Annotated in this window: 13 protein-coding genes; 6 read left to right on the top strand and 7 right to left on the bottom strand. The window is 42.7% G+C overall.

The annotated features are described in order from the left end of the window. The first annotated feature begins 402 nt into the window (after positions 1-402). Positions 403-645, top strand: coding sequence for a YciN family protein (locus OCV44_RS05510; RefSeq protein ID WP_139684716.1), 243 nt, complete (start codon positions 403-405; stop codon positions 643-645). Between the two features lie 80 nt (positions 646-725). Here OCV44_RS05510 and aroA read toward each other — a convergent pair whose 3' ends face one another. Together aroA and OCV44_RS05500 are read right to left on the bottom strand one after the other, a co-directional pair. Further along, the gene (gene aroA, locus OCV44_RS05505; RefSeq protein WP_139684717.1) at positions 726-2,006 is read right to left on the bottom strand and encodes a 3-phosphoshikimate 1-carboxyvinyltransferase; all 1,281 of its coding nucleotides are present in this window, start codon (positions 2,004-2,006) and stop codon (positions 726-728) included. Between the two features lie 162 nt (positions 2,007-2,168). After that, positions 2,169-2,624, bottom strand: a complete 456-nt coding sequence (locus OCV44_RS05500; protein ID WP_122046868.1) for an outer membrane lipoprotein — start codon at positions 2,622-2,624, stop codon at positions 2,169-2,171. A 53-nt stretch (positions 2,625-2,677) separates the two neighbouring features. On the opposite strand from OCV44_RS05500, the gene aat reads away from it, so the two are divergent. The 3 genes from aat to infA all read left to right on the top strand — a co-directional run bounded on the left by aat (position 2,678) and on the right by infA (position 4,386). After that, positions 2,678-3,388 carry a leucyl/phenylalanyl-tRNA--protein transferase gene (gene aat / locus OCV44_RS05495; protein WP_139684718.1) on the top strand — a complete coding sequence of 237 codons (711 nt, stop codon included), beginning with the start codon at positions 2,678-2,680 and terminating at the stop codon, positions 3,386-3,388. Next, positions 3,388-4,086: an arginyltransferase gene (locus tag OCV44_RS05490; protein WP_139684719.1), complete on the top strand. Its 699-nt coding sequence runs from the start codon at positions 3,388-3,390 to the stop codon at positions 4,084-4,086. The genes aat and OCV44_RS05490 overlap by 1 nt, the downstream gene beginning before the upstream one ends. 81 nt (positions 4,087-4,167) lie before the next feature. Further along, positions 4,168-4,386, top strand: a complete 219-nt coding sequence (gene infA / locus OCV44_RS05485; RefSeq protein ID WP_001040192.1) for a translation initiation factor IF-1 — start codon at positions 4,168-4,170, stop codon at positions 4,384-4,386. A 253-nt stretch (positions 4,387-4,639) separates the two neighbouring features. Here the strand turns inward: infA and clpA are convergent, their stop codons facing one another. Both clpA and clpS read right to left on the bottom strand, forming a co-directional pair. Beyond that, positions 4,640-6,913 carry an ATP-dependent Clp protease ATP-binding subunit ClpA gene (gene clpA / locus OCV44_RS05480; RefSeq protein ID WP_139684724.1) on the bottom strand — a complete coding sequence of 758 codons (2,274 nt, stop codon included), beginning with the start codon at positions 6,911-6,913 and terminating at the stop codon, positions 4,640-4,642. A 39-nt stretch (positions 6,914-6,952) separates the two neighbouring features. After that, a complete protein-coding gene (clpS, locus tag OCV44_RS05475; RefSeq protein WP_009846337.1) occupies positions 6,953-7,273 on the bottom strand; it encodes an ATP-dependent Clp protease adapter ClpS in 321 nt (106 codons plus the stop codon). Between the two features lie 589 nt (positions 7,274-7,862). Between clpS and cspD the strand changes: the two genes are divergently transcribed. Next, complete coding sequence (gene cspD / locus OCV44_RS05470; RefSeq protein ID WP_009846336.1) at positions 7,863-8,084, top strand: cold shock domain-containing protein CspD; 222 nt, start codon at positions 7,863-7,865, stop codon at positions 8,082-8,084. Between the two features lie 380 nt (positions 8,085-8,464). On the opposite strand, the gene OCV44_RS05465 is transcribed toward cspD, so the two are convergent. Beyond that, entirely contained in the window at positions 8,465-10,690 is a 2,226-nt protein-coding gene (locus OCV44_RS05465) for an NADP-dependent isocitrate dehydrogenase (protein WP_139684725.1), read from the bottom strand. A gap of 339 nt (positions 10,691-11,029) precedes the next feature. Between OCV44_RS05465 and OCV44_RS05460 the strand changes: the two genes are divergently transcribed. Further along, positions 11,030-11,758: a pseudouridine synthase gene (locus tag OCV44_RS05460; RefSeq protein ID WP_139684726.1), complete on the top strand. Its 729-nt coding sequence runs from the start codon at positions 11,030-11,032 to the stop codon at positions 11,756-11,758. Between the two features lie 97 nt (positions 11,759-11,855). Here the strand turns inward: OCV44_RS05460 and OCV44_RS05455 are convergent, their stop codons facing one another. Then, positions 11,856-12,521, bottom strand: a complete 666-nt coding sequence (locus OCV44_RS05455; protein WP_246091737.1) for a YccT family protein — start codon at positions 12,519-12,521, stop codon at positions 11,856-11,858. Between the two features lie 91 nt (positions 12,522-12,612). Continuing rightward, complete coding sequence (locus tag OCV44_RS05450; protein ID WP_122053535.1) at positions 12,613-13,572, bottom strand: porin; 960 nt, start codon at positions 13,570-13,572, stop codon at positions 12,613-12,615. Positions 13,573-14,043: the final 471 nt, after the last annotated feature.

Below are 14,043 nucleotides of genomic sequence, written 5' to 3'. Positions count from 1 at the left end.
CAACAATTTAGCTTGTGGGCTTTTACGCATGATATTCTAAATTCATTGCTTCTTTTTTTACTATTGTGCGAGATTACTAGAAGATCAACCGCTTTTTTCAAAATTGGATCTGATCGCTCGACAATTCGACGACTCATAAAGAAAAGAACCACAATATAAAGAAGCTATACAGTACTCACTAAGAATACTTGCAAGAGCCTATTCATCAGGCATTACGTCTAAACGCGCTCATACTAAGCTTGTCGGCGAATCTAACGCGAGCCCCATTCAATTATTTTTGTCATAAATCACAAAATAAATGGTGGATGTTTAAAAAGACTCTCTTAATCGGTTGTGAAATCATTGAATTTCTAGTTCGACACCATAAACTCAACGTTATATTCAGTTATCAGAGATAAACTCATGACAAAGAAAGTAATAGCAGAATTTGATTTACTGCTTATCGCAAACCAAATTATCCAATCACATGATGACTACATTGAAGGCATGCGCGCAAACAGCGTAGTAGAAAAAGACGATGTGCTCATTTTCAAAGGTGAATACTTCTTAGACAACAATGGTATGCCGACAGAAAATACAACCGCGGTATTTAACATGTTTAAATACTTAGCGCATCACCTTTCGAAAGAATTTACAATTCAGTAATAATTAAAAAGCTTGCCATTTAGGCAAGCTTTTTTAGTTTCTGAACCTTTATATCCTAATTTTTTATATACTTAGCGCCTTTACAGGCTTAACATTTTCAACTTATCGAAGTAATCAGGGAATGTCTTTGAGGTACAACCTGGGTCATTAATCGTCACTGGCGTGTCACTCAAGGCAACCAGCGAAAAACACATCGCCATACGGTGATCATCGTAAGTATCAATCGCCGCGTGTGTCAGTTCTGCCACAGGGTTAACAATGATGTAATCTTCGCCCTCTTCCACTTCAGCACCAACTTTACGCAGCTCTGTTGCCATTGCAGCCAAGCGGTCAGTCTCTTTTACACGCCAGTTATAAACATTGCGGATTGCTGTTGTTCCTTTAGCAAACAGAGCTGTCGTTGCGATTGTCATCGCCGCATCTGGAATATGGTTATAGTCCATATCAATGCCTTTTAGCTCACCACAACGAGAGATAACGTAATCATCACCCCATTCGATTTCTGCACCCATTTTCTCAAGCGCATCAGCGAATTGGATATCACCTTGAATACTGTTTTTACCGATACCAGTAACCTTAATCTCGCCACCTTTAATAGCGGCAGCGGCAAGGAAATATGACGCCGATGATGCATCCCCTTCAACCAAGAAATCACCGGGTGCTGTGTAAGATTGCCCAGTAGGAATCACAAATTCTTGGTAGTCATTGTTGATAACATTCACACCAAATTGCTTCATGATATGCAGCGTAATATCGATGTAAGGCTTAGAAACCAATTCACCCTCAATTTTGATGGTCACTTCGCCTTCAGCTAAAGGGGCTGACATCAAAAATGCCGTCAAGAATTGACTAGAGATAGAGCCATCGATAGAAACGGTACCACTCTTTAGCCCAGTACCCGTGATCTTCAGCGGTGGGTAATTTTCGTTCTCTAAGTATTCGACGTTAGCGCCAGCCTCTTGCAGTGCCGTCACTAAGTGGCCAATTGGGCGCTCTTTCATACGAGGCTCGCCAGTCAGAACGTATTCACCGCGACCTAAACAAAGTGCAGCAGCCAATGGACGCATCGCTGTACCCGCGTTACCTAAGAAAAGCTCTAGGGCTTTGTCACTTGAGAATGCACCACCAACACCGGTCACTTCACAAACTGTTTTGTCTGCAGACAACTGATAATCAACACCTAACTGTGTTAATGCATTCAACATATGACGAATGTCATCACTGTCTAATAAGTTTGTTAGGCGAGTGGTTCCCGTTGAAAGTGCAGCCAAAAGAAGCGCACGGTTGGAAACACTTTTTGAGCCAGGTAGGTTAACTTCCCCGCTCACTTTCTGAATTGGTTGTAACGTAAGGCTTTCCATTAGATCTCATAGTCCTTGTACCACCCGAAGCCACTGGCGCGTATTTATTTTCGGGTGATGAATAATTCTTCGTACTTGCAGACTAACGAACTTTTCCAACGAACTCCAGAGCTAATCCCCTCGATAAAGACGATTAATTAACCAACCAAACACATTTGCATACTAGTACGCGAGATCGACTCGGACGCCATCTGAAAAATAGAGAATTCGCACATCATCACCTCTATTGAACAACATCGAATTGTCAACGTCTTGAATGATGTTAACCAGATTGTCGTCCTTGGTTTTAACCAATAATTCAACGAGCTTATATTCCACTCGGTATTGCGTATTGCCGCGATTACGAGCGATCCCCGCACCCGCTACAGCACCAACCGCCGTTGCGACTTCTTTACCTGTACCGCCACCAAACTGATTACCAACCAAACCACCAATTGCCGCGCCCAACAAGGTTTCCCAACCATTCGCTTTCGACTCTACGATCTCCTGTTGGGTAATGTATCTGACCGTATCAATTTCACCGTAAACGACCTCATTCACTGGTCTGGCTTGATTTCTGTTGTAAGCTGCATTTGCCAACATGGGCAAAACAAGTAAAATCCAAAGTAACTTCTTCATGGTAAAACCCCTAAAGACCTCTTGGTCAGTGATTAATCTGTAATGCGGTACTTATGACTATATACCTAACCGAACTTGATACTACTAGTATAGAGTTTCCTTCGCCCTTCGGCGCGCTTGATGAACCCAACGGTCTACTCGCGTTCGGTGGTGATTTGTCACCCATACGAATTTTGAACGCTTATAGCCAAGGTATATTCCCATGGTATGGCCCAGGAGAGCCTATACTTTGGTGGAGCCCTGCACCAAGAGCGGTATTTAATCCTAAGACATTCGAACCATCAAAAAGTCTTAAAAAGTTTCAAAGAAAACATCATTATCGTGTCAGCATCAACCAAGCGACGGACAGGGTGATTGGTTATTGCTCTTCACTGAGACCCGAAGAGGAAACTTGGCTCAACAGTGATATGCAGGCAGCCTACCGTGAACTTGCTTCATTAGGGTTCTGCCACTCGGTTGAGGTTTGGCAAGGCGACGAGCTGATTGGTGGACTTTACGGCTTACAAAGAGGCCAAGTCTTTTGCGGTGAATCGATGTTCAGCCTGAAGACCAATGCCTCTAAAATTGCGCTATGGTATTTCTGCAGACACTTTAAGCAATTTGGAGGAAAGCTCATCGATTGCCAAGTCATGAACCCACACTTGGAATCCTTAGGCGCTATCGAGATTGATAGGGATGAATTCCTAAGTTCTCTTCAATTATTAAAAGAAACGTCCGTTAACGATGCATGTTTTAAAAAACAATGGCTAAAGGAAACGCCTTAATGAATCCAGATTTACAACAAATCAAAATTGGATTAACAGACAATCACCCTTGCAGTTACTTACCTCATCTCGAAGAAAGAGTCGCGGTCACGCTTGATGAACACATGCACACCTCAGATAACTATGAAGTTTTACTAGCAAATGGATTTCGTCGTAGTGGAGCAACCATTTATAAGCCGCATTGCGATAGTTGCTCTGCGTGTCATGCGATTCGACTGTCGATTCCCGAGGTCAAGTTTTCCAAGAGCCAACGACGAATACTCAACAAAGCCAAAGCACTGCGTTGGGAGCTGAAAGACGAAATGGATGACAACTGGTTTGACTTGTATAGCCGTTACATCACCGCTCGCCACCGTTCGGGAACCATGTATCCACCGAAGAAAGAAGAGTTTCTGCATTTCTCTAAAAATGAATGGCTTGCTACAAAGTTCATGCACATCTATGATGAAGGCCAGTTAGTCGGCATTGCCGTTACAGACATCATGTCTCACTGTACGAGCGCGTTTTATACCTTCTTCGACCCTGATATCGACATTTCCATGGGAACTCTTGGCGTTCTATTCCAGATCCAACACGCCCAGAACGAACAAAAACAATGGTTATATTTGGGTTATCAAATCGATGAATGCCCTGCGATGAACTATAAAGTACGATTTCAACGTCATCAAAGGCTAGTAAATCAGCGGTGGCAAGGGTAGAATACGCGACAACTTTACATATTTTGATTTTAACGGCACAATCAAGCCGTTGAAAACCGCCAAATTTCGAAAGAGGATTAGATGGCTAAAGAAGACGTAATCGAGATGCAAGGCACTGTCCTTGATACTCTACCAAACACGATGTTCCGTGTTGAGCTTGAAAACGGTCACGTAGTGACAGCACACATCTCTGGTAAAATGCGCAAGAACTACATCCGTATTCTTACTGGTGATAAAGTAACTGTTGAGATGACTCCATACGACCTTTCTAAAGGCCGCATCGTCTTCCGTGCTCGTTAATTTTTAATTATCGACTACGATAAGAAGCGGAGCTTGATGCTCCGTTTTTTATCGCCTGAACTTTTTAATCACTCCAGCAACGTCAACCTCGCATCTCGCATCTCGCATCTCGCATCTCGCATCTCGCATCTCGCATCTCGCATCTCGCATCTCGCAAGCATAAAAAAAACGCACAACCGAAGTCATGCGTTTATTATCGTTATTAACTGTACCTAAGCGCTCTTGATAAGCCGTTAGTGTTTAAGAAGTATGCCTAATGCATAACCTCTTCTTTCGCACCAACATAGATGAAATCCAGTTCGTCTTTTTTCAGAGATACTTTAACCGTACCGCCGTCAACCAAACTTCCGAACAGCAACTCATTAGCAAGTGGCTTTTTAAGCTTCTCTTGAATCACACGTCCCATAGGACGAGCGCCCATAGTCTTGTCGTAGCCTCTTTCAGCTAACCAATGACGAGCATCCTCAGAAACCTCTAAAGACACACCACGAGCGTCCAGTTGGACTTGAAGTTCAACAATGAACTTATCAACAACTTGGCTTATCACACTTGGATCAAGGCTGTTGAACCAAATGATATTATCAAGACGGTTACGGAACTCAGGAGTAAATACCTTCTTGATTTCGCCCATCGCATCTGGCGCATGATCTTGTTGGATCAAACCGATCGATTTCTTCTCGGTTTCAGCGACACCAGCGTTGGTCGTCATCACTAGGATCACATTACGGAAATCCGCTTTACGACCGTTGTTGTCGGTTAGCGTGCCGTTGTCCATCACCTGTAATAACAAGTTGAAGATATCTGGGTGAGCCTTCTCGATCTCATCAAGTAGCACAACAGAGTGTGGGTTCTTGATGACAGCATCGGTCAACAGACCACCTTGATCATAACCAACATAACCAGGAGGAGCACCGATCAAGCGACTCACAGAGTGACGCTCACCGTATTCAGACATATCAAAACGTAACAGCTCAATACCCATCAACTTAGACAGTTGAACCGTCACCTCTGTTTTACCCACACCAGTAGGACCTGCAAACAAGAATGAACCAACCGGTTTATTATCTGCACCAAGTCCTGCACGAGTTAGCTTAATCGCTTCACTCAATACATCGATCGCTGGGTCTTGCCCGAATACCAACATTTTCATGCGATCATCGAGTTTTTGTAGCGTATCTTTGTCTGAAGATGATACTGATTTTTCAGGAATACGAGCCATTTTCGCAACCATTGACTCAATGTCAGCCACGCTTACCGTTTTCTTACGACGGCTTGCTGGCGCCAAACGGCTACGAGCGCCCGCTTCATCGATGACATCAATCGCCTTATCAGGAAGGTGACGTTCATTAATGTACTTAGCTGATAATTCCACTGCAGCACGCAACGCTTTATTGGTGTAACGCACTTCGTGGTGAGCTTCGTATTTTGGCTTCAAACCAATCAAAATCTTGGTTGTATCGTCTAGCGATGGTTCAATAATATCAATTTTCTGGAAGCGACGAGCTAAAGCACGCTCCTTTTCAAAAATACTGCTGTACTCTTGGTATGTGGTTGAACCGATACAGCGCAATTTACCGCTACTTAATAGCGGTTTAATTAGGTTTGCCGCATCCACCTGGCCACCCGATGCTGCACCAGCACCAATAATGGTATGGATCTCATCAATGAACAGGATCGCGTCTTCTTCTTTCTCTAGTTGCTTGAGAATCCCTTTAAAGCGTTTCTCAAAGTCACCACGATATTTTGTTCCCGCAAGCAGTGAACCAATATCCAAAGAGTAAATCACGCTGCTCTGAATAATTTCAGGTACTTGGCCTTCAACGATGCGCCATGCAAGACCTTCAGCGATAGCAGTTTTACCCACACCCGCCTCTCCCACTAACAGAGGGTTGTTCTTGCGACGACGACACAGAACTTGAACGGTACGTTCTAGCTCTTTGTCACGACCGATGAGTGGGTCAATGTTACCTTGCTTCGCTACTTCGTTAAGGTTGGTCGCAAAATTTTCTAGACGATCTTCTGAGTTAGCTTCTTCGGCATTCTCTGCACCACCAAATGAATCAGGAGATGAACCGCTATCGCCTTCATTACTGCCTTTGGTAATACCGTGTGAAATGAAGTTCACTATGTCTAAGCGGCTGATGTCGTTTTTCTTAAGAAGATACGCCGCATGAGACTCTTGCTCACTAAAAATAGCCACAAGTACATTTGCACCTGTTACTTCACTGCGACCTGAAGATTGAACGTGAAAAACAGCGCGCTGAAGTACTCGTTGAAAACTTAGCGTGGGCTGGGTTTCACGAGTCTCGTCGCTTTCAGGGATAAGTGGGGTCGTTTGGTCGATAAAAATATCGAGCTCATTGCGAAGAGCATCGAGATCAGCCTGACAAGCTTGGAGCGCTTCCTTGGCCGCATCATTTTCTAATAATGCTAGTAGGAGGTGTTCGACAGTCATGAATTCATGTCGCTTGTCTCGCGCACGAGAAAATGCGCCATTTAAACTCGTCTCTAATTCTTTATTTAGCATAAGTACCTCCTAAGGGAACAACAGTGTTGTTCGAGCAATTTATACTTGCTCCATTGTACATAGTAGCGGATGCTCATTTTCCTTTGAGTACATCGTTACCTGCGCTACCTTTGTTTCCGCTATTTCAGCACTGTATGTGCCGCAAATAGCTTTACCTTCATAATGAACCTTGAGCATCACTTCCGTTGCTTTTTCGATATCTAGTGAGAAAAATCGCTCTAGGATCTCGATTACAAAGTCCATAGGCGTGTAGTCATCGTTATGTAATACAACGTTATACATTGCCGGTGGCTTTACTTTCGTTCTCTCTTTCTCCAGTAAATCTGAGCCTGGAGATGCCCATTCAAAGTTTCTACTCATATTAGCTTTGCTAAGGGTTATTTTTTGGAAGTCGTGGATGTTTAGTTGACTCAAACTTACCACATTCACGCATTACGGTGTACTAAGAAACTGCACCAAGAAACAGTACCAAAAAATATTCCTCTATACTGAGCCTAATCCACCATTTCCATCGCTGCAAATAAAAGATCTCGATTAACAGGATTAACATATGTGATTGATTAAAAAGACACCACAACTATTGATGGTGCCGATAAGATCATCGTTAAGTTACTATTTAGTTAATAGTATGCCTTCAATCTCGAATGTGATTTGTTATTAAAATTGATCATTTTTATACCAATTTGCTATTGACTGTACTCAATCATTAGCTACATTGGAGCTAAAAGGTTTTTCTGATACAAATTCGTAACACGATTCTAAATCTAGTAATACGCGTTAAAAATTAATAATAAGGAATAATTACGCAGGGTAGCGTTAATTTCCGTAAGCAATGTACGAGATTCAAGCTATTAGCTGAAATTCTTTAGTTGATAGGAATAATATCAATCGAACTTACATTGATTTGATATAACAACGTTAGTAACAAAATGCATGAGGGATGTATAGCATGGCTACAGGTACAGTAAAATGGTTTAACAATGCCAAAGGGTTTGGCTTTATTTGTCCAGAAGGTGAAGACGGCGATATTTTCGCGCACTACTCCACAATACAAATGGAAGGTTATCGAACCTTAAAGGCAGGTCAGCAGGTCGACTATGAAGTAGAAAGTGGACCTAAAGGCTCCCATGCTAGCTCCGTTGTTCCTGTAGAGGGTAGCGCCGTAAAATAGGCGATTGCCAAACATGTAGACCTCTATCAGTCTTAATTGACGACTGTCAGGTAAGCAGAACATTGAAACCGCTCATTTGATACCTGTAATACAGGCTTAAATGAGCGGTTTTTCGATCTAGAAGCTAAAAACTTGCTCACAGTACAATTTTCTCACAGTACAATTCGCGCGAGCGATGTTTACACCCCCAAGATACTTCTGGGTCTAGGTCTAGGTCTAAGTCTAGGTCTAAGTCTAAGTCTAAGTCTAGGTAAGTATTATGAATAAAAAAAGACGCTTTAACGTTATCGTTAAAGCGTCTTTCGTTTTGACTTAACTGTCAGATCAAGCAGCTCGTTAGCAACCCATGTCGATGACTTGCTAACGGCCAGTCCTAATCACTATGCGTCAATGAATGCGTTCAATGTTGAACTTGGACGCATTAGTGATGAAACCAGTGCATCATCAAGTAGGTAATAACCACCTAAATCACCTGCTGGACCTTGAGCATTGTTTAGCTCAGCAACAATCGCTTCTTCGCTTTCAGCCAGTTGACTTGCCACACCTGCAAACTCAGCAGCTAGGTCAGCATCAACGGTTTGCTCAGCAAGCGCTTTAGCCCAGTATGTTGCTAGGTAGTAATGGCTACCACGGTTATCAAGCTCACCCACTCGGCGTGAAGGAGATTTGTTTTTATCTAGGAACTCACCCGTCGCTTTATCAAGCGCGTCAGCGAGAACTTGTGCCTTAGCGTTGCCAGTTACTACGCTTAGGTGTTCTAGAGATGCCGCTAACGCCAAGAATTCACCTAAAGAATCCCAACGTAGGTGGTTTTCTTTCTCTACTTGTTGCACGTGCTTAGGAGCAGAACCGCCAGCACCTGTTTCAAACAGACCTCCACCGTTCATTAGCGGAACAATCGACAGCATTTTAGCTGATGTACCAAGCTCTAGAATTGGGAACAAATCCGTTAGGTAATCACGTAATACGTTACCTGTAACAGAAATAGTATCTAGACCTTCTTTGATACGAACCAGTGAGTATTGAGTTGCTTCAAGTGGAGCAAGGATCTTAATTTCAAGACCATCAGTATCGTATTCAGGAAGGTAAGCTTCTACTTTCTCAATAAGCTGAGCGTCATGTGCGCGAGAAGCGTCTAGCCAAAATACCGCAGGAACACCCGATGCACGAGCACGAGTAACCGCTAACTTAACCCAATCTTGAATTGGTGCATCTTTAACCTGACACATACGGAAGATATCGCCTTCCTCTACGTCTTGCTCAAGAAGAACAGAACCTGAAGCGTCAACAACTTGAACCTGACCAGCAGCTTCTAGGATGAAAGTCTTATCGTGAGAACCGTATTCTTCAGCTTTTTGAGCCATTAAGCCAACGTTTGGCACGCTACCCATCGTTGTTGGGTCGAAAGCACCGTTCTCTTTACAGAAATCAATAACTGCTTGGTAGATGCTTGCGTAGCTGCGATCTGGGATCATTGCTTTCGTGTCTTTTTGCTTACCTTCTGGATCCCACATTTGACCTGAAGAACGTAGCATTGCAGGCATAGATGCATCAACAATGATGTCGCTTGGAACGTGTAGGTTAGTAATACCACGGTCCGAATCAACCATCGCCAGTGGAGGCTGAGTTTCGTATACTGCTTGTAGGTCAGCTTCAATAGTTTGCTTCTGATCTTGAGGAAGTGATGCAATCTTTGCGTATACATCACCGATGCCGTTGTTTACATCAACACCTAACTCGTTGAACAGTTGACCGTGCTTTGCGAATACATCTTTGTAGTAAACCTTAACCGCGTGACCAAAAATCACTGGGTCAGATACTTTCATCATCGTCGCTTTCATGTGAAGAGAAAGCAATACGCCTTGCTCTTTAGCAGATGCGATCTCTTTCTCGAAGAACGCAACCAAAGCGGCCTTGTTCATCACTGATGCATCAATGATCTCTTTATCTTGTAATGCAAAAGCTGGCTTCAGAGTTTTCTTCGTACCATCTTTGCCAACGAATTCAATGCTAACTTCTGTAGCACCTTCAATTGTTACTGATTTTTCGCTACCGAAGAAGTCTTTGTCGTCCATACTTGAAACGTGCGACTTAGAATCTGCAGACCAAGCACCCATTGAATGTGGGTTTTTCTTCGCGTAGTTCTTAACAGAAAGTGGAGCACGGCGATCCGAGTTACCTTCACGTAATACAGGGTTTACTGCACTGCCTTTGATTTTATCGTAAGTCGCTTTAACGGCTTTCTCTTCGTCAGTGTTTGCTTCTTCTGGGTAATTAGGAAGTGCGTAACCTTTTGACTGAAGCTCTTTGATTGTGGCTTGAAGTTGAGGTACAGATGCAGAGATGTTCGGAAGCTTGATGATGTTCGCTTCTGGTGTCTTAGCCAATTCACCAAGTTCTGCTAATGCATCACCAATACGTTGCTCTACGTTCAAATAGTCAGGGAAGTTGGCAATAATGCGCCCTGCAAGTGAAATGTCGCGAGTATCAACGTTAATACCAGAAGAAGCCGTAAAAGATTGAATGATAGGCAGCAGAGAGTAAGTTGCTAGCGCCGGAGCTTCATCAGTAATGGTATAGATGATCGTTGGTTTTTCAGTAGGCATGAAATTTCCCTATAGTTCTTACAAGCTCACTTAAAGCAGTGAGAGTGTTATAAATTGACCAGTAAGCCACTCTAAGAGTGAAAACTGCTTACTCGATAGTCGTACTCTATCTTATTTTTCACGCAATCTTGACGACAGCATGAGCCAAATCCGTGAGTGCATTGTTTTAATAAAAGAGCCAGTTATAATAAAACACGAAGATATAATTAAACAAATCAGGCTTAAGAGTCCATCAACTTGTTCTATTTTGTGTCTTTTAGGCGCGCAAATGATAGCTCAATTCCGTTTCCGTGAAAACTTTTCGGCACACTTCGTTTACATTTTTGCAAGGTAGTTAACATGTCTACTCGCTCACGCAGCGCATCTCGTTCAGACAAACCAGCTCGTTCTGGTGCAACATTAAAACAAAGCGGTAATAGACAAAGTCGAAGCAGTGATAAGAATAACACTGGCAATTCGCACAAAAAGCCGCACTCCAGTAAGCACCGATATAAAGACAAACCTACCAACGCAAAGCCTAAGGTAGCACCCGAAGATCGCAAAGTAATTCTATTCAACAAGCCTTTTGATACTCTCAGCCAGTTCACTGATGGCGAAGGTAGAAAAACGCTCGCAGATTTTATTCCAGTAAAAGATGTTTATGCTGCAGGACGCTTAGATCGCGATAGTGAAGGGTTATTGGTCTTGACCAATGATGGCGTCTTTCAAGCGAAATTGACTCAGCCAAACTCAAAGTCGCCAAAGACTTACTGGGTACAGGTTGAAGGCGCGCCTTCTGAGAAAGATTTAGATAAATTGAGAAAAGGTGTTGAGCTCAAGGATGGCGTGACATTACCTGCAGAAATAGAAGTGATGCAAGAACCTGAGGTTTGGGACAGAACTCCACCAGTGCGCTTCAGAGCAGCTATCCCTACAACATGGTTAGCGATTACCATCATTGAAGGACGCAACCGTCAGGTAAGACGTATGACGGCAAACATAGGCTTCCCTACCCTGCGTCTCATTCGCTACTCAATGGGCAACATGAGCGTGGGGCAACTTCAGCCTGGAGAGTGGAAAGAGATTTAGCTGTTGCTGATACAGAAAAGTACCGAGACAGAAAAAGTACCAAAATAGCAAAAGCGAGACTCTTATTAGTCTCGCTTTTTTTGTAGATGAAGATTGATTACTCTTGGTCAATCATCCATTTACGGAATTCTTTGCGTTCTTGCTTAGATGCTTTGATATACCAAGCCTGCAATTGCTCAACATTCTGAGTCTCAGCCAGTTTCACTGGTTTCTGAGCTTTGCCACTTGTCTGTGCTGTCGTATTGTCTACCACAGGAGCTAATACCACTGCTTCCGCTGGTTTATCAAGTAACACGCCATCTTTAAAATAAACTGCCTTACTTGCATTATGCTCAGCCAGTCGAGACTCTAGACCGCCAAACGGTGCAAAACCGGGCTTACGTTCAATGACATCCTGTTGATATTTAATGGCGACATCATCTTGCAAAACGACCCATGATGGATTCACAGCTTCAAAGATCTTCTCAGCTTCCATATAGCTACGTACTTTTGGAGACTTAATTTCAACCTCTTCACCAGTCACATCAAAATTCAATACATAAGGTGCCGAAGAGTAAACACCGCTGCTACCAAATTTTTTATCAAAGCGAACTAAAACCTGGTTAAAACCCTCATTAATCTGGTTTTCACTGATTTTACTTTGAGCAGCTTGACCATTAATGTACAGAATTGACACGCCTTTCTGAGGCGTTAAAGTTGCCGCACTTACACTGCCAATAACAGTTGTAAATAAACCTAAAGCTAACAATACTTTCTTCATCATGTCTCTCTTTAAAATCGAATAAAGTGTTCTTTATCCTAACAAAAAAGCCACCCTAAGGTGGCTTTTTTTCTAAAACTCGATTACGAGGTCATTAGAATGATGCTTCAACACCAATTGCTAGACCGTTATCAGCTTTGTATGTTGCTTTGTCGTCTGAATCGATACCACCAACTTCCGCGTACACTTTAGTGTTTGGCGCGATTGCGTAAGTTGAGTTAACGAACCAACGATCTTCGTCTTTAAGATCTACATCGTGGTCACCGATTGAGTAACCAGTGTTGAAGCCCCAAAGACCCATAGTGTAACCAGCAGCAAATGCGATTGTTGCGTTGTCATCGTTCGCAGTATCAGAGTTTACACCGTAGTATGCTGTAGATAGGTAAACGTTCTCGATACCAGAGAATACTAGCTCAGCACCGTAACCTTGGTGATCGCCTTTTGCTTTGGTAGAGTCGAAATCAGCAACGAACGCAGAAACGTCGAAATCAGCGAAACGGTAGCCCATACGCGCATCGAAGTAATTAGAGTTAGTACCTTCAACGCCGTCAGCTGCTAGTTTGTCTTGTACGTAGCCTAATGTCGCGTATAGAGCGCCATTGTCGTAATCGTAACGAACTGCTTCGTCAGCACACTCGTTAGTTGCGTTGTCTAGAAGTGTAGAGATGCCGTAAGCTTCATCTTTACCGATACCTAGATCATCAACAGCAGTACATAGGCGACCAAACTTGATTGAACCTAGAGTGTCGTTGTATGCCGCTACGTATGTATCGCCATTTTTGGTAGCTGTAGCGTTTGCGTCTGAAGAACCGTTGAATTCCCAGTAAGCGCCAACTTTCCACTCTTCGTTTACCATGTACTTGATATCAAAACCGAAGTCAGCATCTTCGATTTTTTGTTCCATTGAAGAACCTTTTTTGTACTCGTTGCTGTATACAACTTCGATGTCGCCTTTAAGGTCAACAGAAACGCCGTCTTGGTTGTAAATTTCGATTGCTGCGTTTGCAGAACCAGCTGCTGTCATAACTGCTAGAGCTAATAGAGTCTTTTTCATAATAAATCCACTGCCTTTTCTAAGAATGGGAGATCCTTGCCCGGTTCCCTTTTATTTTTTATGACTGGTCATTACTACTCTTTGGTAGTTAATCACCGCCACTAAATTTCGTGGTCTAGATTGCAAAAGATTATCCTGCGTGTCAAATAAACTAAAAACAAACCTAAAAAAAACAAAAACACATAAAAATCATAGGTTTACATTTTTTTTCATCATTTTACGAGCAACTCACCCTTAAATTTAAAGGGAAATATAATAGCCCAAATAAAGAACAATTCAGTACAATACTCCACTAATTTAGGCTTAAAGCGCGATCAACAGAACTTAACGTCTGCATTGTGCGATTTTTTAATATATATATTTCGTAACATAAATAAAATCGTTAAGTTCCTGAAGGTTCAGTTTTTTTTTGTGAACGAGATCTACCTTTGATTCAAAAGCAAGCTATTTTGCGGTAAATGTACCTACTAG

The sequence above is a fragment of the Vibrio tasmaniensis genome, assembly GCF_024347635.1.
Lineage (GTDB): Bacteria > Pseudomonadota > Gammaproteobacteria > Enterobacterales > Vibrionaceae > Vibrio > Vibrio tasmaniensis.
Note: the sequence above shows the minus strand (reverse complement) of the source record. Positions and strands in the feature narration are given on the sequence as shown.